Annotated in this window: 23 protein-coding genes; 10 read left to right on the top strand and 13 right to left on the bottom strand. The window is 63.2% G+C overall.

Features of this window, described 5'->3' with window-relative positions; translation table 11 throughout:
- Window positions 1–21: 21 nt before the first annotated feature.
- Together ASH00_RS08995 and ASH00_RS08990 are read right to left on the bottom strand one after the other, a co-directional pair.
- A complete protein-coding gene (locus ASH00_RS08995; RefSeq protein WP_157359062.1) occupies window positions 22–1,212 on the bottom strand; it encodes a thiolase family protein in 1,191 nt (396 codons plus the stop codon).
- The gene (locus ASH00_RS08990) at window positions 1,190–2,596 is read right to left on the bottom strand and encodes a class I adenylate-forming enzyme family protein (RefSeq protein ID WP_056547603.1); all 1,407 of its coding nucleotides are present in this window, start codon (window positions 2,594–2,596) and stop codon (window positions 1,190–1,192) included. The genes ASH00_RS08995 and ASH00_RS08990 overlap by 23 nt, the downstream gene beginning before the upstream one ends.
- A 113-nt stretch (window positions 2,597–2,709) precedes the next feature.
- Between ASH00_RS08990 and ASH00_RS08985 the strand changes: the two genes are divergently transcribed.
- Complete coding sequence (locus tag ASH00_RS08985) at window positions 2,710–3,234, top strand: O-acetyl-ADP-ribose deacetylase (RefSeq protein ID WP_056547600.1); 525 nt, start codon at window positions 2,710–2,712, stop codon at window positions 3,232–3,234.
- Window positions 3,235–3,308: 74 nt separating this feature from the next.
- On the opposite strand, the gene ASH00_RS08980 is transcribed toward ASH00_RS08985, so the two are convergent.
- The 6 genes from ASH00_RS08980 to ASH00_RS08955 all read right to left on the bottom strand — a co-directional run bounded on the left by ASH00_RS08980 (window position 3,309) and on the right by ASH00_RS08955 (window position 8,507).
- Window positions 3,309–3,638, bottom strand: coding sequence for a metal-sulfur cluster assembly factor (locus ASH00_RS08980; protein ID WP_056547596.1), 330 nt, complete (start codon window positions 3,636–3,638; stop codon window positions 3,309–3,311).
- Between the two features lie 32 nt (window positions 3,639–3,670).
- The gene (gene sufC / locus ASH00_RS08975) at window positions 3,671–4,444 is read right to left on the bottom strand and encodes a Fe-S cluster assembly ATPase SufC (RefSeq protein WP_056547845.1); all 774 of its coding nucleotides are present in this window, start codon (window positions 4,442–4,444) and stop codon (window positions 3,671–3,673) included.
- A 73-nt stretch (window positions 4,445–4,517) separates the two neighbouring features.
- Window positions 4,518–4,895: a non-heme iron oxygenase ferredoxin subunit gene (locus tag ASH00_RS08970; protein WP_056547593.1), complete on the bottom strand. Its 378-nt coding sequence runs from the start codon at window positions 4,893–4,895 to the stop codon at window positions 4,518–4,520.
- Entirely contained in the window at window positions 4,895–6,193 is a 1,299-nt protein-coding gene (gene sufD / locus ASH00_RS08965; protein WP_056547590.1) for a Fe-S cluster assembly protein SufD, read from the bottom strand. Before sufD ends, ASH00_RS08970 begins: the two co-directional genes overlap by 1 nt.
- On the bottom strand, window positions 6,193–7,668 hold the full coding sequence (gene sufB / locus ASH00_RS08960; RefSeq protein WP_056547588.1) for a Fe-S cluster assembly protein SufB: 1,476 nt from the start codon (window positions 7,666–7,668) through the stop codon (window positions 6,193–6,195). Before sufB ends, sufD begins: the two co-directional genes overlap by 1 nt.
- On the bottom strand, window positions 7,668–8,507 hold the full coding sequence (locus ASH00_RS08955; protein ID WP_056547585.1) for a helix-turn-helix transcriptional regulator: 840 nt from the start codon (window positions 8,505–8,507) through the stop codon (window positions 7,668–7,670). The genes sufB and ASH00_RS08955 overlap by 1 nt, the downstream gene beginning before the upstream one ends.
- A 189-nt stretch (window positions 8,508–8,696) precedes the next feature.
- On the opposite strand from ASH00_RS08955, the gene ASH00_RS08950 reads away from it, so the two are divergent.
- The 3 genes from ASH00_RS08950 to ASH00_RS08940 are packed head-to-tail and all read left to right on the top strand — an operon-like array spanning window position 8,697 to window position 11,336.
- Window positions 8,697–9,644 (top strand): ABC transporter ATP-binding protein, encoded by a 948-nt coding sequence (locus tag ASH00_RS08950; RefSeq protein ID WP_056547583.1) that lies wholly within the window; start codon window positions 8,697–8,699, stop codon window positions 9,642–9,644.
- A complete protein-coding gene (locus ASH00_RS08945) occupies window positions 9,641–10,381 on the top strand; it encodes an ABC transporter permease (RefSeq protein ID WP_056547580.1) in 741 nt (246 codons plus the stop codon). Before ASH00_RS08950 ends, ASH00_RS08945 begins: the two co-directional genes overlap by 4 nt.
- Before the next feature lie 4 nt (window positions 10,382–10,385).
- A complete protein-coding gene (locus ASH00_RS08940) occupies window positions 10,386–11,336 on the top strand; it encodes a COX15/CtaA family protein (protein WP_056547577.1) in 951 nt (316 codons plus the stop codon).
- Between the two features lie 2 nt (window positions 11,337–11,338).
- Here the strand turns inward: ASH00_RS08940 and ASH00_RS08935 are convergent, their stop codons facing one another.
- Window positions 11,339–12,244 carry a dihydrodipicolinate synthase family protein gene (locus ASH00_RS08935; protein ID WP_056547575.1) on the bottom strand — a complete coding sequence of 302 codons (906 nt, stop codon included), beginning with the start codon at window positions 12,242–12,244 and terminating at the stop codon, window positions 11,339–11,341.
- Window positions 12,245–12,273: 29 nt separating this feature from the next.
- The gene (locus ASH00_RS08930; RefSeq protein ID WP_056547842.1) at window positions 12,274–13,224 is read right to left on the bottom strand and encodes a heme o synthase; all 951 of its coding nucleotides are present in this window, start codon (window positions 13,222–13,224) and stop codon (window positions 12,274–12,276) included.
- 444 nt (window positions 13,225–13,668) lie between these two features.
- Between ASH00_RS08930 and tkt the strand changes: the two genes are divergently transcribed.
- The 6 genes from tkt to pgl are packed head-to-tail and all read left to right on the top strand — an operon-like array spanning window position 13,669 to window position 21,925.
- A complete protein-coding gene (tkt, locus tag ASH00_RS08925; protein WP_082566024.1) occupies window positions 13,669–15,840 on the top strand; it encodes a transketolase in 2,172 nt (723 codons plus the stop codon).
- A gap of 49 nt (window positions 15,841–15,889) precedes the next feature.
- Entirely contained in the window at window positions 15,890–17,002 is a 1,113-nt protein-coding gene (gene tal, locus ASH00_RS08920; RefSeq protein ID WP_056547573.1) for a transaldolase, read from the top strand.
- A 6-nt stretch (window positions 17,003–17,008) separates the two neighbouring features.
- On the top strand, window positions 17,009–18,646 hold the full coding sequence (locus ASH00_RS08915) for a glucose-6-phosphate isomerase (RefSeq protein WP_056547571.1): 1,638 nt from the start codon (window positions 17,009–17,011) through the stop codon (window positions 18,644–18,646).
- Window positions 18,647–20,188 (top strand): glucose-6-phosphate dehydrogenase, encoded by a 1,542-nt coding sequence (gene zwf, locus ASH00_RS08910; protein ID WP_056547570.1) that lies wholly within the window; start codon window positions 18,647–18,649, stop codon window positions 20,186–20,188. It abuts the gene before it with no gap.
- Complete coding sequence (locus ASH00_RS08905) at window positions 20,185–21,126, top strand: glucose-6-phosphate dehydrogenase assembly protein OpcA (protein ID WP_056547568.1); 942 nt, start codon at window positions 20,185–20,187, stop codon at window positions 21,124–21,126. The genes zwf and ASH00_RS08905 overlap by 4 nt, the downstream gene beginning before the upstream one ends.
- A complete protein-coding gene (gene pgl / locus ASH00_RS08900; protein ID WP_056547566.1) occupies window positions 21,116–21,925 on the top strand; it encodes a 6-phosphogluconolactonase in 810 nt (269 codons plus the stop codon). The genes ASH00_RS08905 and pgl overlap by 11 nt, the downstream gene beginning before the upstream one ends.
- Here pgl and ASH00_RS08895 read toward each other — a convergent pair.
- The 3 genes from ASH00_RS08895 to tpiA form a co-directional block, all read right to left on the bottom strand.
- Complete coding sequence (locus ASH00_RS08895; RefSeq protein WP_082566005.1) at window positions 21,922–22,296, bottom strand: RNA polymerase-binding protein RbpA; 375 nt, start codon at window positions 22,294–22,296, stop codon at window positions 21,922–21,924. The genes pgl and ASH00_RS08895 overlap by 4 nt on opposite strands.
- Before the next feature lie 89 nt (window positions 22,297–22,385).
- Entirely contained in the window at window positions 22,386–22,637 is a 252-nt protein-coding gene (secG, locus tag ASH00_RS08890) for a preprotein translocase subunit SecG (protein ID WP_026543639.1), read from the bottom strand.
- A 20-nt stretch (window positions 22,638–22,657) separates the two neighbouring features.
- Entirely contained in the window at window positions 22,658–23,473 is an 816-nt protein-coding gene (tpiA, locus tag ASH00_RS08885; RefSeq protein WP_056547564.1) for a triose-phosphate isomerase, read from the bottom strand.
- Window positions 23,474–23,484 lie beyond the last annotated feature (11 nt).

Raw genomic sequence — 23,484 nt, 5'->3', positions numbered from 1 at the left:
GGGCAGCGGATCCTCCCGCTGCTACTGGAGGCTCACCGTACGGAAAGCGGCGGCTGTCCCTACGCCGCCGGCTGCGCTCACCGCAGCCACCGACCAGCCGCCGTCGTCCCGGGGACCGCCCGGCATGGAGGCCTGGCGCAGAAGGTTGGCAACGAGCATCGCGCCCGAGGCACCATATGGGTGGCCATAGGCAAGAGCACCGCCGTGGAGGTTGAGACGTTCAGGGGCAACTCCTAACAGCTGTGCCGAGGCGAGCACCTGCGCCGCGAACGCCTCGTTGTACTCCCAGGTGGATACAGCTTTCCTGTTCAACTGGATCCCTTCGAGGAGCTTCAGCACCGCGTGCGCGCCGGCGGTTCCAAAGAGGGCAGGCGCCCCTCCGGCAGATGCAGAACCGTGGAATTCAAGCACTGTGTTGAAGCCCGCCGCCCTGGCACGTGCACGGCTCGTCACGACGGCGACTACCGCTGCGTCTGCATCGGCACAGGAATTGCCGGCAGTAACGCTCCCGGCCGCCGTGAATGCCGGTAGGAATCGGGACAGGACCTTCGATGTCATCCCACGACGTGGTGTCTCGTCCGTGTCGCAGCCGGCAGTCGGAACTATCTCCGCCGACATTCCATCGAGCGCTGCGGCGGTGCGGGTGTAGCTGCGGAGGGCGTACTGGTCCTGCTCGTCACGTTGGACGCCGAAGGCGGCGGCAACGTTCTCAGCTGCCTGGCCGGCACTCGGATCGCCGTGAGTCTCCGGTGCAAACCGCGCGCGGGAGAAGAAGTCGGGCGCTCCGGGCAGCGAGGTCAACCGGTGCGCGCGCAAGGGAGCGGTGCTGCAGCTTTCCACACCCCCGGCGATGAACCAGGCGCCTGCCTCCGACTCCACGAGCCGGCAGGCCAACGAGATCGCGTCGAGACCGGAAGCGCACTGACGGTCGATCGTGAGGCCGGGTACCTCCACCGGCAGGCCCGCGGTCAGCGCTGCCAACCGCGCGACGTTGCCTCCGCCACCGGCGGCATTGCCGATGATCACGTCCGCCAAGCCACTCTCCGGAAGGCCGGCGTCCCGGTACGCGGCATGCAGGACGGCTGCGAGCAGCTCATGCGCCTCGGTTGACGAGAACACCCCGCGGAGGCGGCCGAACGGTGTGCGGCGGCAGAGGGCAATGACGGCCCGCCTCTCGTCCCGACGGTCCTCAGGCAAGCCGCTCAAGGGCACCGTCCCTTCCTACTACTGTCGCCTTCAGTGCCGCGCGATCCGGTTTTCCCGCGGTGGTCAACGGTAGCCGCTCGGTTCGGAGGATCAGTTTCGGCACCTTATCGACGGGCAGCAGCTCCTTCAGCCGGGTGCGAAGGGCACGGGTGTCGATGACGGCATCCGGCGGCGCCTGGATGACAGCGGCCAGCGCGCAGCCACGGCGTGCGTCCGGAACCCCGAGCACGACGGCGGCCGGGTGACCTGCCGTCGCGAGCGCGGCTTCGACCTCGCTCGGATAGACATTGCTTCCCGCGACCACGAGCATGTCGCCGTGCCGACCGGTCAGGTGCAGCGCGCCGTCGTCGTCAATCCAGCCCTGGTCCTGCACCGTGACCCAGCTCCCGTCGCGCCGGAAGGCGCGTCCGTCGTCTCCGAAGAGATAACCTTCGATCGCTGTGTCGGTCTGGACGGAAATGGTACCCACGTCGCCATGCCGGCCGGAACCGCTGTCCGCGTCGATCCTGATCCGCACCCCGGGGAAGGGACGGCCGACATCGTTCCCGTCAAAGCCGTCCACCCGCCGGGCGGTGACCAGGCTCAGCTCCGACGCGCCGTAGTACTCGAAGACGCGGGCGGCCGGCGCACTGCGCAGGATGATCTGGGTATCCGCCGCGGAAAGCCGGGCACCGCCGGACACCACGGTGCGCAGTTCCGGTAGTTCTCCCTCGATTCGCTCCAGAGCCAGCCGCAGTGTGGACGGGACCCCGACGAGATGCTCGATGCGCTCGGACCTCAGGACCTGCGCCGTCAGCGGACCTGTCGCTGCCCTATCCCCGGGTGCCAGTGAGTGGAAGGTCGAACCGGCGTAGAGACACTCGGCGAGGGCGTACAGATTCAGGCTGGCAGCCAGCGGACCCGGTGCACAGACACGCAACCCCGGAGTGACACCGAACCAGTTCACGCTCCGCTCCAGTGAGCGGGACCACGAACCGACAGTTCGTACAAACCCTTTCGGGACTCCGGACGTGCCAGAGGTGAATCCGCAGTAAAAGCGCGCGTCGGCAGCTGCGTCGGCCAGCGAAGACGGGTGCGCGGCCTCCGCCGGATCCGCTGAAGTGATCACGGCGTCCGGATGGAGGGCCTCCAGGATCCTGACCCGAAGATCACTCGGCCAGCTGGGATCAAGGACGGCGGCGCATCTACCCTGTCCAACCACGGCGGTGAAAGCAACGGCGAACCGCACCGGATCGCTGATCTGTAGGGCGATCGTTCCTCCCTCAGGCAACTGCAGTGAGGACGCCCGTGCAGCCAGCTCGCCGTAGGTCAGCCGCAGGGACCCGGCGACGACGGCGTTCCGCCCGGGTTCGCGGCGTGCCCAGTACAGCAGACGGTCGATGAAGGGCATGGTTGGGGCGTCTCCCTCTTCTGGCAATACCGCAAACGTTAGTACATTGGTGCACACGCTCATCGCTGTCGAACCGCTCGGTCCTGTCACCGGGCAGAACGGATGTGACCGTCATGGCACCGGAAGTCCAGATCCTCCACGGTGACATCACCACCCAGCACGTCGACGCCGTCGTCAATGCAGCGAACTCATCGCTGCTGGGCGGAGGTGGGGTGGACGGTGCCATCCATGCGGCGGCGGGGCCGGAACTGCTCGAAGCGTGCCGTGAAATCCGCGCAAATTCATTGCCCGGCGGGCTGCCGGTGGGTCAGGCTGTCGCGACGCCGGGATTCAGGCTGCCTGCCCGCTGGATAGTCCATACCGTCGGTCCCAACCGCCATGCGGGCCAGAGTGACCCCGCGCTGCTTGAATCCTGCTTCCGACAGAGTCTCAGGCTCGCCGACGAGCTGGGCGCACGCTCGGTTGCCTTTCCCGCGATCAGCGCCGGAATCTTTGGTTGGGACCCCGAAGCGGTGGCCAGAATTGCGTTCGCGACGGTTGCTGATTACGACGGCGGTATCCGGCAGATCAGCTTCGTGCTGTTTTCGGAGCGGCTTGTTTCGGTCTTCCGGCACGCTCACACGAACAGTGAAGGCTGACGCTGACGCACACAAGGGGAGGCAGCGCTCGCAGCGCTGCCTCCCCTTGTGTGCGGACCGGTGTTCCGTATGGGCTAGATATTGAAGCCCAGTGCCCGCATTTGGTCGCGGCCGTCGTCTGTGATCTTTTCGGGACCCCACGGCGGCATCCACACCCAGTTGAGCCTCCAGTCGTCGACTACCCCATCGAGCGCCTGCCCCACCTGTTCCTCGATCACGTCGGTCAGGGGGCACGCTGCGGTGGTGAGGGTCATGTCGATCAGCAAAGCGCCGTCGTCGGCGTACTTCAAGCCGTACAACAGACCAAGATCGACAATATTCACGCCGAGCTCAGGATCAATGACGTCCTTCAGCGACTCTTCGACATCCTCAAGGGATGTCTGTGCTGCGTTCACATCGCTCATGTCAGGAGCCTCTCTTTGTGTCGGTAGCCGGATCAGGCGCCGGCAGTGGCTGTACCGGCCACGAGGAAGCGGTCATAGCCCTCTTCCTCCAGGCGATCGGCGAGCTCAGGGCCGCCCTCTTCAGCGATTCGGCCGTCGACGAAGACGTGCACGAAGTCAGGCTTGATGTACCGCAGGATGCGTGTGTAGTGGGTGATGAGCAGGGTGCCCATGTTGCCCTTGCTGTGCTCACGGTTGACGCCCTCTGACACAACCTTGAGCGCGTCGACGTCGAGACCCGAGTCGGTCTCGTCCAGGATGGCGAACTTCGGCTTGAACAGTTCGAGCTGAAGGATCTCCACACGCTTCTTCTCGCCGCCGGAGAAGCCCTCGTTCACGTTGCGCTGAGCGAAGTCGGCATCAATGCGCAGCTGCGACATTGCCTCCTTCACGTCCTTGGTCCAGTGCCGGAGGCTCGGGGCCTGGCCGTCGAGTGCGGTCTTGGCCGTGCGCAGGAAGTTTGTCATGGTGACACCGGGAACCTCGACCGGATACTGCATTGCGAGGAAGAGTCCGGCGCGGGCCCGTTCATCGACGCTCATCTCCAGGACGTCCTCACCGTCGAGGGTGATCGAGCCGCTGTCCACCGTGTAACGGGGATGACCGGCGATGGTGGATGCGAGAGTCGACTTGCCGGAGCCGTTCGGGCCCATGATGGCGTGGCTCTCGCCGGTGTTGATGGTCAGGCTGACGCCTTTGAGGATGGGCTTGGCGCCCTGTTCCGTCTCGATGCTGACGTGCAGATCCTTGATCTCAAGGGTGGACATCTTTGGGTTCTCCTTTGCATCCTGCATTGCAGGGTTGCTCAAATGTTCGAAAGTGTTCTGGCTCGTGACAGTTCTAGCCGCGATCGGGGACAGGCGCCGAGTTGGTCACCGTAGTGATGTCGACGTAAACCTCGTCACCGTGGATCTCAAGTGCAAAAACCGGCACAGGCTCGTAGGCGGGAAGCTGGAGCGGCATGCCGCTGCGCAGATCGAACTGGGAACCGTGTCCCCAGCACTCGATCCTGCAGCCCTCGACATCGCCCTCGGAAAGGGAAATATCGGCATGGGAGCAAGTGTCGCCGATGGCGTGGATGCCGCCGTCGGAATCTTTGACGATTGCTACGGGGTAATCGTCAATGAGGATCCGCAGCGCCTGCTTGACCTCAATATCATTCACATTGCAGACGAGCTCGCCCTGCGGCCCGGTGCCGTTCTCAGGTGTCTGGGTCATCAGTAGTTCCCTGCAGCCAGCTCGCGCTCCACGGCTTCCGTGAGGCGCTCTTCCAGTACCGGAACCTTGATCTGCTGGATGACCTCGTTGAGGAATCCGCGCACTACCAGACGGCGGGCCGTCTTCTCATCGATCCCGCGGGCCATCAGGTAGAACAAGTGCTCATCGTCGAACCTGCCTGTTGCGCTCGCGTGTCCGGCGCCTTCGATCAGGCCGGTTTCGATCTCGAGGTTCGGTACGGAATCCGAACGGGTGCCGTCGGTGAGCAACAGGTTCCGGTTGGTCTCGTACGTATCCGTTCCCTCGGCTTCCTTGCGGATCAGCACGTCGCCTACCCAGACAGTGTGCGCGTCCTGTCCCTGCAGGGCACCCTTGTAGGTGACGCGGGACTTGCAGTTCGGTACGGCGTGGTCAACGAGGAGCCGCTGCTCAAGGTGCTGCCCTGCATCGGCGAAGTAGAGGCCGTACATTTCCACCTCGGAGCCGGGAGCGGTGAAGAATGACGACGGCGTGAGCCGCACCAGGTCGCCACCCAGAGTGACGACCACGTGCTTGAAACGGGCGTCCCGGCCGATCTTCGCCTGCTGCGAGGAGGCGTGTACGGCGTCGTCGTCCCATTCCTGGACACTTACCACCGTGAGCTGCGCGCCGTCTCCGACCACAATCTCGATGTTCTGCGCCAGAGTGGTCTTGCCATGGTGGTCGAGCACCACGACAGCCTTGGAGAACTTCCCTGCAGAAATGATGAGGTGCTGTGCAGCGGGAGCCTCATCGGTGCCGTTGATCGAGATGGTGACGTCGCAGTCGGCTTCCGTCTCATCGGGGATGGTCACGACGGTTGCCTGCGTAACCGCCTCCCACGCGGCCGCGGCAACCCTGTCCTCAGGAATTGCTGCGGAACCGAAGCGGGGATCTGTGCGCTCGACGGTTTCCACCAGGATGTTCGATGCACCGGACACGGTAACCTCGGGCCCACTGCCTGTCAGGGCATCGGTATGCAGACCGCGGAGGCGCTTGATCGGCGTGAACCGCCAGTCCTCTTCGCGGCCGGTCAGTGGTGGGAAGTCGGCAAGCTTGTAAGATTTGAGCCGCTCACCTCGAGATGCTTCCGGCACAACAGGGTCATCCCCGTGGCTGTGCTTCTTCAACCCGTGCTGCTCGGCGCCGGTGTTCGTCGGGGAAAGGTTTTCGCCTTCCTCGGTGAAGCCGTCGATGGCAATTTTCTCCGGGCTCGACGGTGATCCGATACGGGCCTTCTCGTCAGTCAGTTCGGGGGTCAACTGGGTGGTTTCAGCCATTAACCTACGGCTCCTTCCATCTGGAGTTCGATCAAGCGGTTCAGTTCGAGCGCGTACTCCATGGGGAGTTCACGTGCAATGGGTTCAATGAATCCGCGCACGATCATCGCCATGGCCTCGTCCTCGGGCATCCCTCGGGACATGAGGTAGAACAACTGCTCTTCGCTCACTCGCGAGACCGTGGCTTCGTGGCCCATGGTGACATCATCTTCACGGATGTCCACGTACGGGTAGGTGTCTGAGCGGGAGATGGTGTCAACCAGCAGGGCATCACAGCGTACGGTGTTGGCCGAGTGCGTTGCGCCCTCCCGGACCTGCACCAGCCCGCGGTATGCGGCGCGCCCGCCGCTACGGGCGACCGACTTCGAGATGATCGAAGACTTCGTATTCGGCGCAATGTGGACCATCTTGGATCCGGTGTCCTGGTGCTGGCCCTCGCCGGCGAATGCGATCGACAGCGTCTCGCCCTTGGCATGCTCCCCGACCAGGTAGACAGCCGGATACTTCATGGTGACCTTGGAGCCGATGTTTCCGTCAATCCACTCCATGGTGGCGCCTTCATGCGCGATGGCCCGCTTGGTTACCAGGTTGTAGACGTTGTTGGACCAGTTCTGGATAGTGGTGTAGCGAACGCGTGCGTTCTTCTTGACCACAATTTCGACGACGGCGGAGTGCAGCGAGTCTGACGTGTAGATGGGTGCCGTGCAGCCTTCGATGTAATGCACGTAGGAGCCTTCGTCAGCGATAATCAGTGTCCGCTCGAACTGACCCATGTTCTCCGTGTTGATGCGGAAGTAGGCTTGCAGCGGAATCTCAACATGGACACCGGGCGGTACGTAGACAAAAGAGCCTCCGGACCAGACAGCGGTGTTCAGTGAAGCAAACTTGTTGTCGCCGACCGGAATGATCGAACCGAAATACTCCTCGAAGAACTCAGGGTGCTCCCGCAGCGCGGTGTCGGTGTCCATGAAGATGACGCCCTGGCGCTCGAGTTCCTCATTGATCTGGTGGTAGACAACTTCGGATTCGTACTGCGCGGCGACGCCGGAAACCAGGCGATTACGCTCAGCCTCAGGGATGCCGAGCTTTTCGTAGGTGTTCTTGATGTCGTCGGGAAGGTCTTCCCAACTACCGGCCTGCTTTTCGGTGGACCGCACAAAGTACTTGATGTTGTCGAAGTCGATGCCGGACAGGTCCGCGCCCCAGTTGGGCATCGGCTTGCGGTCGAAGTACTTCAAACCCTTCAGCCGAAGATCGAGCATCCACTCGGGCTCGTTCTTCTTGGCGGAGATGTCGCGGACAACCTCTTCGCTCAGGCCGCGACGGGCGTTGGCGCCGACGTCGTTCTTGTCGGACCAGCCGTACTCGTAGGTACCGATGCCTTCGAGCTCCGGATTTCTCTCGAGGATGTCGCTGAGTACTCCTGCGGGCACGGCCTCGGGAACCAATGCCTTCTGATCTGTCTGATCCGTCATCACGGCCTTCCTTGCTGATGGTTGGAGACGTTTGTTACGTATGGGTGCGGCGCCGGGGCGTCGCTTTCGGGTGATTGGCGGGCAGTTTCACCGGCGCGCGCGATGCGGCCGATCGGTATGTGTGTTGTGCAGACGTGGCCGCCGGCTGCGAGTGTGGACAGCCTGCGAACGTCCACGCCGAGCAGCCGGGCAAAGACATCGGTTTCCTGTTCACAGAAATCAGGGAAGTCAGCCGCGAGTTCCTGAATAGGACAATGTCCCTGGCAGAGCTGCACGCTCAGCATCGCCGCATGGGGTGCGTTCCGGCCGATTTCCCGTGTGGAGCCGACGAATCCGTCAAGGCTCAGTGCTTCGGCAAGCGCTGAAGCCTTGTCTTCCAGGCGGTCCCCCGCGGACTCAATGACCGGTCGGTACCGCTCTTCCATGTCGGCGAACCTGCCCGCTGCAAATTGGCGGACGGCGTCAGGCCCCGCGATCTCCCGTAGCTGACCTAGCGCTGCCTGCGCGATGTGCAGATAATCGTTGCCCAGCCGTGTCTGGCCCCGCTGGCTGAGGACATAGCGGCGCGCGGGACGGCCTGCACCCGGGGAAGGACTGCCGATGACTTTGACCTCGATCAGGCCGTCACGGGACAGCGCGTCAAGATGGCGCCGGACCGCCGCCGACGTGAAGCCCAGCCGGTCGCCGAGTTCAGCCGCGCTCACCGGACCGTGCTCAAGAACTGCGGAAAGCACTTTATCCCTGGTCCGCTCATCGACGGCGCGGCGGGAATCGGCATCGTCAACTCCACCGAAAACGCTATCTCCCTTGGTACGGCCCGGGACAACGGAATGTGACATCGGGGCCTCCTTAGGGTGCATTGGGAAGTAGGCTGGGAGCTCAAATGAGCGGGACGAGCCAATTAAGACAACATAACCATGTCCTAATCTATTCCAGAAGCCCACCCGCTTCCAGTAAGGCGAGGCTACCCATCCGGTGTGCCGATAGAGCCATCGTGAGACAGCTACTACGTGGCGTAGAATTATGCGGTGCCTTCCTCCCCTCCCGCCGTCGAAGTCAGCGGGCTCGTCAAGGACTTCGGCCCGGTCTCATCCCTCGACGGCAAGATGATCCGCGTGCTCGACGGCGTCAGTCTCCGCGCTGACATGGGTAGCGTCACCGCATTGCTGGGCGCCAACGGAGCGGGCAAGACCACCACGCTCGAGTGCGCGCAGGGCCTGCAGAAGCCCAGCGGCGGCAGCGTGCGCCTCCTTGGCGAAGATCCGTGGCGCGCAGGCGCCCCACTTCGCAGCCGCGTCGGCATCATGCTGCAGGAGGGCGGGCTGCCTCCGGCAGTCCGGCCACTGCCCCTGCTGCACCACGTGGCCGGCATGTATGCCTCACCCCTCAATGTCGAGCAGCTGGCAGCCCGGCTTGGAATCGACTCATTCGCACGGACCTCGGTGAGGCGGCTCTCGGGAGGCCAGAAGCAGCGCCTTGCCCTTGCGTGTGCCCTCGTGGGTAATCCTGAAGTGCTCTTCCTCGATGAGCCAAGTGCAGGACTTGATCCGCAGTCACGCAATATCGTCTTCGAGTTGATTACGGAGCTTCGGGACGAAGGCCTTGCGATCATTCTGACCACTCACCTGCTCGACGACGCCCAACGGCTCGCGGATTACGTCTACATCATTGACCAGGGCAGGACGGTCAGACAGGGAACAGTGGCCGAACTGACCGCCCATACCGCTGATGCCGCCCGGGAGCTTCGGTTTGAAGCGCGGATCGGCCTCACGCTGCCCGCCGACCGCCTGATCCATCTCGATGTCACTGAGCCCTCGCCCGGCAAATACTGCGTGAACGGTGCACTCACACCAGAGGACTTGGCAGTCATCGCTGCCTGGTGGGCCGAGAACGGCATCCTGCCGGCCTCGATCTCCCTGACCTCCCGCTCGTTGGAGGACGTCTTCCTCGATGTCTCCGGACGGAGTATCCGATGAGCGCTTCCCCGCTGCCCGTGCGGGTCCTGCAGCATGGCAGGTATGAGACGATCGCCATGCTTCGCAATGGGGAACAGCTCGTTCTGGCCATCGTGCTGCCCCTGCTTGCACTGAGCGCCATTGCCTTCACCCCCTTCTTCGATGTTCTCGGCGTGCCGCGGCTCGAGGCAGGGACCCCGGGTGTGATTGCGCTGTGCGTACTTTCCACGGCATTCACCGGACAAGGGATCGCAACCGGGTTCGACCGCCGTTACGGTGTGCTTCGCTTCCTTTCGACCACGCCGCTCGGCCGCAGTGGGCTGATTTTGGGGAAGGTCCTCGCGGTGGGTGCGGTTCTCGCTATCCAAATCACAGTCATCGGCACGACGGCGGTTCTGCTTGGTTGGCATCCCCCGTTCAGCGGGATTCTTCCGGTACTTGCCATGCTGGTGCCGGGAATCGCGGCCTTCACTGCTCTGGGCCTCCTGATAGCGGGAACCCTCCGCCCCGAGGCAACCCTTGCTGTGACCAATCTGACGTGGGTTCTGCTGGCAGCCGTCGGCGGTACTGTCATCCCCCGCAGCAGCATGCCCGAGGTCATCCAGCCCGTCGTTGCGCTGCTGCCCTCGGCCGCACTGGGCGACGGACTGCGCGCTGCCCTTACCTCCGGCACATTCGATGCACTGTCCTTCGCACTGCTGTGCGGCTGGGCCGCCGTCGTGGGTCTGGCCGCCGTCCGCTGGTTCAAATGGAGTTAGGAACATGACTCAAATCTCCCCTGCCCGTCTGGTCGAGCGCCTACCCCGGACAGTCACACCGTCGGTTCGCGCCCTGGCGCTTGCCTCGCTTGTCTCCCAGATCCTGATCGTCGTCACAGGTGGTGCAGTGCGGCTCACCGCATCCGGCCTGGGTTGTCCTGAATGGCCGCTGTGCACCGCTGACTCCATGGTCACCACCCCGGAAATGGGCGTACACGGCATCATCGAATTCGGGAATCGCCTGCTCACCTTCGTCCTCACCGCGATCGCGATCGCCATGCTCGTGGTCCTGTGGAACATGCGAAAGACCCGGCGGGACCTTTTTGTGCCCGCCGTTGTTCTTTTCGCGGGGATCCCCGCGCAGGCTGTGGTGGGTGGGATCACGGTCCTGACTCAGCTCAACCCGTGGGTGGTTGGCTGGCACTTCATCATCTCGATGGTCCTGATTACGGTGGCCACGGTGCTGGTGAACCGCACACGGCTTTCCCCCGCTGAGGCGGAAGCTGACAACACTCCGCGTGCCACACCGCTGCTCCGACGGCTCCTCGCCGCCGCGGGGGTACTGGTGACCGCCGCGGTGCTGCTCGGTGTGGTAGTCACCGGATCGGGGCCCCATGCAGGAGACGCGGGTGCGGCGCGGAACAACCTCAACCCGGATCTGATGACCCGCATCCATGCCGCCCCGGTCTACCTGCTCGTGTTGACGGTACTCGTGCTGGTCTTTACTGCGTACCGGCTCCGGGTTGCGCAGCGCCTGCGCTTCGCCCTGGTTCTTTTGACCGTCGTCGTCTTTGCCCAGGGCGCTGTTGGCTACCTGCAGCATTTCCTCCACCTGCCGGTGGCCCTGGTTGCGCTGCACATGCTGGGAGCTTCCGTGCTCACCGCGGCGATGGCGCACGCCATCTACATCGGGTATTCCCGCCGGCGGGTAGAAGCTGCTAGCGGCGCCGAGTAGCGTCAGCCCTGCACGCCGTCCTCGACGTCGTCGAACGCCTCAGCCAGCCGCGCCAGGTCGCGCTGCTCGCTTCCGGCGATCGGAAGGAGCGGCCGTCGCGGATCTCCGGCGTCGACCCCGCACGCCCTGCCCAGGGCATGCAGACCGCTGAGCTTCCGCAGGCGGTGGACGGCCTGGACCACCGGCACCAGTCGGGACCGTTCCGCGGACACCCTCGCCGGATCACCTTTCAGCACTGCGGCGCGGAACGCCAGGTAACTGGCAGGCAAGAGCGCTGCGAGGCCCGTGTGCCAGGCGTCCGCGGTCACCTCGCCGGTCGCTATAAGTGGGTCGCCGCTGGCGCCATGACTGATCCGCCGGTTGAGCGCTCCCCGCAACCGTGCGGCGCGATCGGCGAATTCTGCGGGAGTAGCAGCCGTGTCCTTGAAAGCGACCAGGGAGGGCACGTGCTCAAGCCGACCCACCAATTCCACGTCGATGGAGAACTGGGTGGTGGACGGATTGTTGTATAGGCAGATGGGCAGAGTAGTGGCAGAGGCTACTTCCTCCACCAGCGCAATGAGCTCGTCGTCGGTCAGCGGCAGGTAGGACACAGGTGAGAGAACCTCCCCGTCCGCCCCCAGCCGTTCCGCGGCCCGTGCTCCTGCAACTACCTCCCGGGTAGCGACTGCGCTGATACCCACCGCCAGCGGAACGCGGCCTGCGGCGGCGTCAACCGCGCAGGAAATGACCCGCTTCCGTTCATCACCGTCAAGATAGGCAAAGCTGCCCGAGGACCCGAGCACCGTGACGGAATCGACCCCCGACCGGGCCAAACGATCCACAAGGAGCGAAAGTTCAGCTGAGTTCACCGCGCTGTCCGCAGTGAAAGGCGTCAGGGGGTAGGCAACGACTCCGGTGAAGACCATTCCACCATCCTAGGTGGAGAGCGCTGCTGCTAGCTCGCGAAGATTGCAGTCCCGACGAAGGGATCAATAGCGAGAGCCAGAAACAGCACGGTGAGGTAGCTGATTGATCCGTGGAAGACCTTCATCGCCGTCTTGCCCGTGGCTGTCCCCGCTTGGGCAGAGGCGTGCAGTTTATGGGACTCCAGAATGAACCAGCCGCCGCTGAGAACTGCCGCGATTGCGTAAACCCAACCTGCCCCGCCCACGGGAACAAGTAGGAGCGAGCAAGTCACCGTGGCCCAGGCATAGAGAACGACCTGAACGGAGACAACTCCGGCGCCCGCAATGGCACCAAGCATGGGCACGTTCGCTGCATTGTAGTCATCGCTGTACTTCATGGACAGCGGCCAATAGTGCGGCGGCGTCCATAGAAATATCACCAGGAAGAGCACAACCGCCGGCCATTCCACCGTTCCTGTCACTGCAGCCCATGCAATCAGCACCGGCATGCAGCCTGCTGCCCCGCCCCACACGATGTTTTGCGCTGTCCGACGTTTCAGGATGAGCGTGTAGATGACGACATAGAAGAAGATTGCGCCCACTCCGAGCCAGGCAGCGAGAGGGTTGGTGCCTACCCACAGGATGGCGACCGATGCGATGCCCAGGGCCCACGCGAAAATCAGCGCTTCCCGCGGTGTCACTTCTCCGGTCACCAATGGTCTGTTGACCGTTCGGTTCATCACCTTGTCGATATCACGGTCGAGATAGCAGTTGAAAGCACCCGCACTTCCGGCAGCAAAGGCACCGCCGACCATGGTGGCTATGACCAGGCCGAGCGACGGAAACCCGCCCTGGGCGAAGATCATGGTGGGAAGGGTGGTGACCAGCAGCAGTTCAATGACCCGCGGTTTGGTCAGTGCCAGATACGCGCGAAGCTTGCGGGATACGCCGCTGCCTGCCTGATTCACGCTGGGCGCAACTGCCACCTGATCGAAATTCACGGGAGGATGCTCTGCTTCTGAATTGAGGATAAAGTCCACCGCCATCATACCCGGTCCATACGAGTTTTTTACAGCTCGTAGAAAAGACGGAGGCCGGAGCGGGCGGGATCCCAGCGCCGTCGTTCGTGTCTTTGTGTGACCCTTCACAAAAGTCCGGGCCACGCGCATTCGGAATTGAAAGCGCTAAGCTGGCCTGTATCGCCTGGATCACTCCCGCACGCCGGGACACACAAGGAAAGGCCCGAGGAGTTTTTCACTCGGCAGATGTGTCAGCAGCACCCAGCGTGCGGGGATTTCCGGTGTGGTCGAAACGCAGCAGTATTCAAGTTTTCAACGGTGAACGGCCGGCTGGCCGCGGGGACTTTCGCTTCCGTGGCGCAGTCCCACTCGGCGCCGCGGCGCTGGCCGTGACGTAAAGAGAGGGGCCCGGTGAACGTGCCACAGCTGGAAAAGCAGGACCTGGACTGGAACGAACTGGATGAGCGTGCGGTAGACGCAATCCGTGCACTCGCGGCGGATGCGGTAGAGAAGGTGGGGAACGGGCACCCGGGAACGGCGATGAGCCTCGCCCCGGCGGCCTACCTCCTCTTCCAGAAATTCATGCGCCATGATCCCACCGACCCGGAGTGGACCGGCCGTGACCGCTTCGTACTCTCCCCCGGGCACACCTCGCTGACCCTCTACATTCAGCTTTTCCTCTCCGGCTACGGCCTCGAACTCGAGGACCTGAAGGCGCTGCGGACCTGGGGCTCGAAGACCCCAGGCCACCCCGAGTACCGCCACACCGCGGGCGTCGAGATCACCACGGGCCCGCTCGGTCAGGGCCTCGCCTCCTCCGTCGGTTTCGCTTACGCCCAGCGCCGCATGCGCGGCCTCCTTGACCCGGAAGCGCCGCAGGGTGAGAGCCCGTTCGACCACACCATCTGGGTCATCGCTTCCGACGGCGATCTTCAGGAAGGTGTTACTTCCGAGGCGTCTTCCCTTGCCGGTCACCAGGAACTGGGTAACCTCGTGATGATCTACGACGAGAACCACATCTCCATCGAGGACGACACAGATATCGCCTTCACCGAGGATGTCCTCGGCCGCTACGCTGCCTACGGCTGGCACACCCAGCGGGTGGACTGGACCAAAACCGGTGAATACGTGGAGGACATCGCCGAGCTCTACAGTGCCCTGAAGGCCGCGAAGGCAGAGACCTCCCGCCCCTCCATCATTTCCCTCCGCACCATCATCGGCTGGCCTGCTCCCAACAAGCAGAACACGGGCAAGATCCACGGTTCAGCGCTCGGCAAGGACGAGGTTGCGGCGCTGAAGTCCACCCTGGGACTCGACCCGGATCAGCATTTCCAGGTCGACGACGAAGTCCTGGCTCACGCCCGGAAGGTTGTGGACCGCGGCCAGGAAGCCCGCAGGAGCTGGGAAGACACGTTCAGCGCCTGGAAGTCCGCCAATCCAGACAGCGCCGCGCTGCTCGACCGCATCTCCGCCCGCGAACTTCCCGTTGGCTGGGAGTCGAGCCTTCCTGAGTTCAAGGCCGGCAAGGATATGTCTACCCGTGCCGCCTCCGGCAAGGTACTCAGTGCAGTCGGTCCAGTGCTCCCGGAACTCTGGGGCGGCTCAGCAGACCTGGCGGAATCCAACAACACCACAATCGAGGGATCCCCATCCTTCGTGCCTGTCAGCAAGCAGACTGATGCCTGGTCCGGAAACCCCTACGGCAGGGTTCTGCATTTCGGTATTCGCGAACATGCGGCCGCCGCCATAGTAAACGGCATTGTCATGCACAGCAGCACGCGGGCATTCTCGGGCACCTTCCTGATCTTCAGTGACTATCAGCGGCCGGCCATCCGACTCGGCGCGCTCATGGGAGTGCCTGCGATCTATGTGTGGACCCACGACTCCATCGGGCTCGGTGAAGACGGGCCAACCCACCAGCCCGTCGAGCAGCTTGCGTCGCTCCGCGCGATTCCGGGTCTGGACGTTGTCCGCCCGGGCGACGCGAATGAGGTCGCGGTTGCGTGGCGCACCATCCTCGAGAACACCTCGAACCCCGCCGGTATCGTTCTCACCCGCCAGAACATCCCCACCTGGGAGCGCGGCGCCGGTGAAGCGGATGGAGACACCTTTGCCTCGGCCGAAGGCGTCGCCAGAGGTGCTTATGTCCTTGCCGAAGCGCCCAACGGTGACCCGGACGTCATCCTGATCGCTACCGGGTCCGAAGTCCAACTTGCCGTCGAGGCCCGCTCGGAGCTGCAGAAGGACGGCATCGCCGCGCGCGTCGTTTCCCTGCCCTGCCTCGAATGGTTCAACAAGCAGGATGAGTCATACCGCGAGTCAGTTCTGCCCTCGGGCATCCGGGCCCGCGTGTCAGTAGAGGCCGGAATTGCCCAAGGTTGGCGGGAGCTCGTCGGCGATGCCGGCCGTTCCGTCTCGCTTGAGCACTTCGGTGCCTCAGCCGATTACAAGACCCTGTTCCGCGAGTTCGGAATTACCTCCGAAGCCGTGGTCGAGGCTGCCCGCGATTCGATCGCTGCCGCCGGGACCCGCAGTGCTCCGGACGGGACGGCGGCAGCAGCCGGCGCCCCTGCTTCGACAACCGGCGATCACCTCTAGCACTGCCTCACAGACAGCACAATCCACCCTGGATCAAGGAGAAAACGCAATGACTCCCACCCCTACCGCCGCACTTTCCGAAGCCGGCGTGTCCATCTGGCTGGATGACCTCTCCCGTGAGCGGATCACCACTGGAACCCTGAAGGCGCTTATCACTGACCGCGACGTCGTCGGGGTCACTACCAACCCGAGCATCTTCGCCGCAGCGCTCAAGAACGGCGAGTCCTACTCAGCGCAGGTCAAGCAGCTTGCTGCATCCGGCGCGGACGTCGACACTGCCGTCTTCGAAATCACCACTACCGATGTAGCCCAAGCGTGCGACATCTTTGCCCCGGTCGCTGAAAAGACGGGCGGAGTCGACGGACGCGTGTCCATCGAAGTTGATCCCCGGCTTGCCCGCGATACGGCGGGCACCATTGCCGAGGCCCGGCACCTGTTCGATGCGGTGGGCCGCAGCAATGTCCACATCAAGATCCCCGCCACCGTTGAAGGCCTCGAAGCAATCACGGCAACCCTCGCAGCCGGAATCAGTGTCAATGTGACCCTGATCTTCTCGCTTGAGCGCTACCGCGAAGTCATCAACGCCTTCATGCTGGGCCTTGAGCAGGCGAAGGACAACGGGCATGATCTCTCCACCATCCATTCGGTGGCTTCCTTCTTCGTTTCCCGCGTGGATGCAGAGATCGACAAGCGCCTCGACGCCATGGGAACCGATGAAGCAGCGGCGCTGCGCGGCCAGGCCGGGCTTGCCAACGCCCGTCTCGCCTACCAGGTCTATGAAGAAGCTTTCAGTTCCGAGCGCTGGAAGGTCCTCGCAACAGCCGGTGCCCACCCGCAGCGCCCGCTCTGGGCCTCGACGGGCGTCAAGGATCCCGCGTACCCGGACACGCTGTACGTCACGGGTCTCGTGGCCGCCGGCGTTGTGAACACCATGCCGGAAAAGACCCTCGAAGCCACTGCAGACCACGGTGAGATCGCGGGCGACACCGTCACCGGCACCTATGCGGAGTCCAATGACATCCTGGACCGGCTCGAGAACATCGGAATCTCCTACAAGGAAATCGTCCACCTGCTTGAGGAAGAGGGTCTGGACAAGTTCGTGGCCAGCTGGGGCGAACTCCTCGAAACAGTCACTACCGCTCTCGAATCTGCGAAGGGCTGATCACTCATGGCTACCCTCTTTGTCAACGCATCCGGGGCCGCCGCTGAAGCCATCGAGCGGGCCATGCCCGAACTCGTGCAGGAGAAGGTTGCTTCGCGGATCATGGCCAAGGACTCCACCCTGTGGGGACCTGAGTCTGAGTCTGAGGCATCGGTCCGTTTGGGCTGGGTTGACCTGATCGATGCCTCACGCGCCCTCCTGCCGGAGATCGAGCAGCTGCGCAGCGATCTCGCAAACGAGGGCGTGAACCACATTGTGCTCTGCGGCATGGGTGGCTCGTCGCTTGCGCCTGAGGTCATTACCCGGTCCGCCGGGGTTGAGCTGACTGTTCTCGACTCAACCGATCCTGCACAGGTTCGCGGGGCACTGGCCGAGCGCATCGGGACCACCGCCATTGTGGTGTCCTCGAAGTCGGGTTCAACGGTGGAAACCGACTCCCAGCGTCGGGCCTTTGAGCAGGCCTTCACTGATGCCGGAGTAGACGCCAAGAGCCGGATCATTATCGTCACTGATCCCGGCTCACCACTGGATGAATCCGCCCGGGCTGCCGGCTACCGCGCCGTTTTCAACGCGGATCCGACGGTAGGAGGCCGATATTCCGCCCTCACCGCGTTCGGCCTCGTGCCCTCAGGCCTCGCGGGGGCGGATGTGGCCACCTTGCTTGATGACGCAGAATCCATCGGTGAATTCCTGTTCGATGACGACGCCGGCAACGTCGGTTTGCGCCTCGGCGCAGTTCTCGGCGGTACCCTACCGCTACGCGACAAGATCGTGTTCGTTGACGAAGGGTCCGGAATCATCGGCCTCGGCGACTGGGTCGAACAGCTCATCGCCGAATCAACCGGCAAGCTGGGAACAGGAGTCCTTCCGGTTGTTGTAGAACAGGGCGCTCCTGAATTGTCTTCGGGTGCACCGGACGTACTCGCAGTCCATCTGGTCTCTCCCGACTCCAACACCGAGCCGGCCGGGAACGCCATCGCCGTCGGAGGCAGCCTCGGCAGCCAGCTCCTGGCGTGGGAATTCGCAACCGCCGTCGCCGGCAGGCTTCTGGGTATCAACCCATTCGATCAGCCGGATGTGGAGGCGGCCAAGCAGGCCGCCCGCGGACTGCTGGACGAGCGGCCCGAGGCCGCAGCCCCGAACTTCGTGGACGGAGCTGTCGAGGTTCGCGGCAGCCGAAGCCTGCTCGGCTCGGCAGCCACACTCGGTGAAGCGCTCGAGGCATTGATCGGATCGCTGGAGCCGAACGGCTATCTTGCGGTACAGGCGTATCTCGACCGCATCGCTGAGGCTCCGCTGGCCAGGATCCGACCGGCCCTGGCGCGGGCAACCGGCCGTCCGGTGACGTTCGGTTGGGGGCCCCGCTTCCTGCACTCGACCGGGCAGTTCCACAAGGGCGGAACACCGGTGGGCGCGTACCTCCAGATAACCGGAGCTACTACAGAGGACCTGGTAATCCCCGAACGGCCCTTCAGCTTCGGTGAGTTGATCGCTGCCCAGGCCGCAGGAGACGCAAAGGTTCTGGAAGATGCGCACCGTCCGGTCCTGCGCCTCCACCTGTCAGACCGCCCTGCGGGCATCCGGCAGCTTCACGACGTCATTGATCACCTGGCCGCCCGATCAGCTGAAAACGGAAACGGGTAGATGCCTGATAACAGCACCAAGTTCAGGAATCCACTGCGGGACCCACGGGACCGACGCCTCAACCGGATCGCTGGACCGTCCTCGCTGGTCCTGTTTGGCGTGACAGGTGACCTTGCGCGCAAAAAACTGATGCCGGCTGTCTATGACCTCGCGAACCGCGGACTGCTGCCTCCGAGTTTCGCGCTGGTGGGGTTCGGGCGCCGGGACTGGAGCGATGAGGACTTCGCCCGGGAGGTTCTGACCTCGGTGAAGCAGTCCGCCCGAACCCCCTTTGACGAGTCGGTGTGGGAACAGCTCTCAGCCGGCATCCGGTTTGTTCAGGGGAACTTCGACGACGACGACGCCTTCATAGAGCTCAAGAAGACCGTCGAGGACCTCGACTCAACGCGCGGAACCCGGGGTAATCACGCGTTTTACCTCTCCATTCCGCCCAAGGCGTTCGAGCTGGTGTGCCAGAAGCTGTCCGAGCATGGCCTCGCTCAGCCGGAGGAAGGCAAATGGCGTCGGGTGGTTATCGAGAAGCCGTTCGGCCACAACCTGGAATCGGCCCGTGAGCTGAACGCGATCGTTGAGCAGGTCTTTCCTCCCGATGCGGTTTTCCGGATTGACCACTACCTTGGCAAGGAAACCGTCCAGAACATCCTCGCCCTCCGTTTCGCCAACCAGCTCTTCGAGCCGCTCTGGAACGCCAACTACGTTGACCACGTCCAGATCACCATGGCGGAGGACATCGGCATCGGCGGCAGGGCCGGCTACTACGACGGCGTCGGAGCTGCGCGCGACGTCATCCAGAACCATTTGCTCCAGCTGTTGGCCCTGACAGCTATGGAGGAACCGATCTCATTCAACGCGGAGGATTTACGCGCTGAGAAGGAAAAAGTTCTTGCCGCCGTCAAACTGCCTGACGATCTGTCCACCCACTCTGCCAGGGGACAGTACGACGGCGGCTGGCAGGGAGGCGAGCTGGTGAATGCCTTCTTGGACGAGGACGGTATTCCAGCCGATTCCACGACGGAAACCTACGCAGCAATCCGGTTGGACATCAATACCCGGCGCTGGAGCGGTGTACCGTTCTACCTCCGCGCCGGAAAACGCTTGGGCCGCAGGGTCACGGAGATTGCCGTCGTCTTCAAGCGTGCACCGAATCTTCTGTTCCGCGATCACGGGGAGGGAGATTTCGGACAAAATGCCGTAGTCATTCGCGTCCAGCCGGACGAGGGCGCCACTATCCGTTTCGGTTCGAAGGTTCCCGGAACGCAGATGGAGGTGCGCGACGTAACCATGGACTTCGGTTACGGCCACTCCTTCACCGAATCCAGTCCGGAAGCTTACGAACGCCTCATCCTCGACGTGCTGCTCGGAGAACCGCCGCTGTTCCCGCGCCACCAGGAGGTGGAACTGTCGTGGAAGATACTCGATCCGTTCGAAGAGTATTGGTCAACCCTCCCCTCAGCACCCGAGAAATACGTTCCCGGCAGTTGGGGTCCGGACTCCGCTGATGAATTGCTGGCCCGTGATGGAAGGACCTGGAGGCGGCCATGATCGTCGATCTACCTGATACAACAACCTCCAAGGTTTCAAAGGAAATCATGACCATGCGGGACAAGGGCGGCGTTGTCGCCCTTGGCAGGGTGCTGACGCTGGTGGTCATCACCCGTTCCGGCCACGAGGAAGAAGCGATCCTCGCGGCAAATGAAGCCAGCAGGGAACACCCTTGCCGCATCATCGTTCTGGCCGAGGGAACCGACTCTGCACAGACTCGGCTCGACGCGCAGATCCGGGTCGGCGGCGACGCCGGCGCGTCCGAGGTGATCGTCCTGCGCGGTTACGGGGAGCTCGCAGGAGAAAGTGAGTCTCTCGTTTCGGCGCTTCTGCTCCCTGACGCGCCCATCGTCGCCTGGTGGCCGCATGGTGTTCCCGAGGCAGCCGCTCAAACCTCAATCGGCAGCATCGCGCACCGTCGCATTACCGATTCAGCAAACGAGCCCGATCCGACGGCGGCGTTGTTCAACATCCGCCGGACGTATCAGGCTGGAGATACCGACTTGGCCTGGACGAGGCTGACGAATTGGCGGATCCAGCTCGCCGCCGTTCTTGAGCAACTCGATGGATCGCCCATCACTGCAGTTACCGTGGAAGGGGCTTCCGACTCCCCCAGTACGGTACTGCTTGCAGCGTGGCTGACCCTGGCACTCGACACACCGGTCTCTATCGAGGCCGGAGAGCCTGGAACCGGCCTGCATCGCGTCGTGCTGTCCCGCGCCGCAGGCGATGTCGAGCTCAATCGTCCGCGGCGATCCGTCGCGGAGTTGCACCAGCCGGACCAACCCGTACAGCGAATTTCCCTCCCCCGTCGCAGCCTGCAAGACTGTCTCGCGGAAGAGTTGCGGCGTCTTGACCCCGATGACGTGTTCGGCGAAGTCATCACCGATGGGCTCGCACGGACCAATTTGAGGAGCGTACGGACCAGTGAACCCTGAACCTAAAGTCAGTATCCACCCTGACGCGGGATTGTTGGCGGCGTCAGTAGCGGCGCGTCTCGTTACACGGCTCGTGGATATTCAAAACGAGCGTGGAACCGCCACTGTGGTCCTCACCGGCGGGACACTCGGAATTGGCGCGCTCCGCGCTGTGGCCGAGTCTCCTGCCCTGTCGGCAGTGGACTGGTCCACTGTGGATTTCTGGTGGGGGGATGAGCGCTTCCTTCCGGCCGGCCACCAGGACCGCAATGTTGTTCAGGCCAGGACGGCTCTTCTGGACCAGATAGGCGTCTCCGCCGAGCGTGTGCATGAATTCGGTGCATCCGACTCCTTCAGCACCGAGGACGAGGCAGCTGCCGATTACGCCTCCCGCCTACAGCAAGCTGCGGACAAGGAAGCAGCAGCAGGCACGCAACTCGCGGACCCGCGTCTGCCGAAATTCGACATACTGCTGCTCGGCGTCGGACCCGACGCGCATATTGCCTCGCTGTTCCCCGAGATGGCGGGAGTACGTACCAAAGGCCAAACCGTGGTGGGCGTTCGGGATGCACCGAAGCCCCCACCCAAACGGGTGAGCCTCACGCTGGAAGCCATCAACTCGGCTGAGGAAGTCTGGCTGGGAGTTGCCGGTCAGGACAAGGCTGGTGCAGTAGGGCTCGCACTTGCCGGTGCCGGCGCTGTCCAGGTTCCTGCTGCGGGCGCGCGCGGACGGCGGAAAACCCTGTGGCTAATCGATCAGGAAGCTGCAAGCCAACTTCCTGGGCGTCTGATCGACACCGGCGAGTCTGACGCCGGCTAGACGGAATGGCGCTGGCGCAACTGCGCCAGCGCATTCTCCAACACCTTTTTTGCTTCCGCTTCTGTGCGGCGTTCCTTCACATACTGGAGGTGACTCTTAAACGGCTCATCGCCGTCGACGTTGAGATCCATTCCCGGTGACCGCCCGGCGGGCCGGCCGCAACGGCCGCACTCCCACACCTCAGGAATCTCGGCTTCGCTCAACTTTGCGAAGGTGGGCCTCGTCTCGTGGCCTTCCAGACACCAGTAACTCACGACAGTGCGGTCTACAAGACCCTGCGCGCGTTCTGCATCCAGATGCCTACCCGATGCCGGCAGAATGTAGCCGGAACCGATGCGTGAGCCTTTAAAAGCGTGTCCCGCGTTCACCATGGATTTCTCCCATCAGTACCGCACACGACCTGCGTTCGAGGTTCAGTGTACGCCCTGATGTGGTGGACGCGGGATAGCAGAAGGGTGTTCTAGGAGTCCCCGGCGAAGCGTTGGATCAGCCCGAGGGCAACGATAACCACGCCCCACGCGAGCCCGAGGGCAACCGTGAAGCGGTTAAGGTTGCGCTCAGCAACTCCGGAAGACCCCATGCTGGTTGTCATGCCGCCACCGAACATGTCGGACATACCGCCCCCCCTGCCTTTGTGGAGAAGGATGAGCAGTGTCAGCAGCAAGCTGGTGATACCCAGCAGTACCAACAGGATGATACGGAGAATTTCCACGGTGACCTTTCAGCGTGACCTTAGTCGGTCACCAGATGGTGCTCGAACCTGACAATGTTAGCAAACTCATCGACGTCCAGGCTCGCTCCGCCAACCAGCACACCGTCGACGTCGCGCTCCTTGAGAATCGCAGCGGCATTCGATGCTTTCACGGAACCCCCGTAGAGAAGCCGGACCCGCGCAGCAACTGATTCGTCGAAGATCACGGCAAGTTCCGCGCGGATGGCTGCGCACATCTCCTGTGCGTCACCTGGCCCAGCAACCTCACCCGTTCCGATGGCCCACACAGGTTCGTAGGCGACCACCAGATTGCCTGCCTGCTCCGTGCTCAGCCCGGCGACGTCCTCGCGAAGCTGCCCAAGAGTATGTTCAACGTGGTTCCCCGCCTGGCGAATCTCAAGCCCCTCGCCGACGCAGAGGACCGGAACCACATTGTGGCGGTATGCGGCCTGTACCTTTCGGTTCAGGAGTTCATCCGACTCACCATGAATGGTTCGCCGCTCCGAATGGCCGACAAGCACGTAGGCGCATCCAAGCTTCTCCAGGAACTGACCGGAAATGTCGCCGGTGTAGGCGCCGGAATCGAAGGATGAAAGGTCCTGGCCTCCGTAGACGATTTCGAGGTCATCACCCTTGACAAGCGTCTGGACTCCGCGGAGGTCGGTGAACGGAGGGAACACCGCGACCTCCACGCGCGAGTAGTCGTGCTTTGCGTCATCGAGGGTCCATGCCAGTTTCTGCAGCAGGGTAATGGCCTGGACGTGGTCCAGGTTCATCTTCCAGTTGCCGGCGATCAGCGGACGCCGGTCGAAAGTTCCGTTCGTCGAGGAAGTCATGGGTTCTCCAG

It is taken from the genome of Arthrobacter sp. Soil782, assembly GCF_001428435.1.
GTDB classification, from domain to species: Bacteria; Actinomycetota; Actinomycetes; order Actinomycetales; family Micrococcaceae; genus Arthrobacter_D; species Arthrobacter_D parietis.
Note: the sequence above shows the minus strand (reverse complement) of the source record. Positions and strands in the feature narration are given on the sequence as shown.

Bases quoted from the DNA above. Each gene is read 5' to 3' on its own strand.
- ASH00_RS08990 (WP_056547603.1), bottom strand. From the start codon at position 2,596: ATGCCCTTCATCGACCGTCTGCTGTACTGGGCACGCCGCGAACCCGGG.
- ASH00_RS08985 (WP_056547600.1), top strand. From the start codon at position 2,710: ATGGCACCGGAAGTCCAGATCCTCCACGGTGACATCACCACCCAGCAC.
- ASH00_RS08980 (WP_056547596.1), bottom strand. From the start codon at position 3,638: ATGAGCGATGTGAACGCAGCACAGACATCCCTTGAGGATGTCGAAGAG.
- sufC (WP_056547845.1), bottom strand. From the start codon at position 4,444: ATGTCCACCCTTGAGATCAAGGATCTGCACGTCAGCATCGAGACGGAA.
- ASH00_RS08970 (WP_056547593.1), bottom strand. From the start codon at position 4,895: ATGACCCAGACACCTGAGAACGGCACCGGGCCGCAGGGCGAGCTCGTC.
- sufD (WP_056547590.1), bottom strand. From the start codon at position 6,193: ATGGCTGAAACCACCCAGTTGACCCCCGAACTGACTGACGAGAAGGCC.
- sufB (WP_056547588.1), bottom strand. From the start codon at position 7,668: ATGACGGATCAGACAGATCAGAAGGCATTGGTTCCCGAGGCCGTGCCC.
- ASH00_RS08955 (WP_056547585.1), bottom strand. From the start codon at position 8,507: ATGTCACATTCCGTTGTCCCGGGCCGTACCAAGGGAGATAGCGTTTTC.
- ASH00_RS08945 (WP_056547580.1), top strand. From the start codon at position 9,641: ATGAGCGCTTCCCCGCTGCCCGTGCGGGTCCTGCAGCATGGCAGGTAT.
- ASH00_RS08940 (WP_056547577.1), top strand. From the start codon at position 10,386: ATGACTCAAATCTCCCCTGCCCGTCTGGTCGAGCGCCTACCCCGGACA.
- ASH00_RS08935 (WP_056547575.1), bottom strand. From the start codon at position 12,244: ATGGTCTTCACCGGAGTCGTTGCCTACCCCCTGACGCCTTTCACTGCG.
- tal (WP_056547573.1), top strand. From the start codon at position 15,890: ATGACTCCCACCCCTACCGCCGCACTTTCCGAAGCCGGCGTGTCCATC.
- ASH00_RS08915 (WP_056547571.1), top strand. From the start codon at position 17,009: ATGGCTACCCTCTTTGTCAACGCATCCGGGGCCGCCGCTGAAGCCATC.
- zwf (WP_056547570.1), top strand. From the start codon at position 18,647: ATGCCTGATAACAGCACCAAGTTCAGGAATCCACTGCGGGACCCACGG.
- ASH00_RS08905 (WP_056547568.1), top strand. From the start codon at position 20,185: ATGATCGTCGATCTACCTGATACAACAACCTCCAAGGTTTCAAAGGAA.
- ASH00_RS08895 (WP_082566005.1), bottom strand. From the start codon at position 22,296: ATGGTGAACGCGGGACACGCTTTTAAAGGCTCACGCATCGGTTCCGGC.
- tpiA (WP_056547564.1), bottom strand. From the start codon at position 23,473: ATGACTTCCTCGACGAACGGAACTTTCGACCGGCGTCCGCTGATCGCC.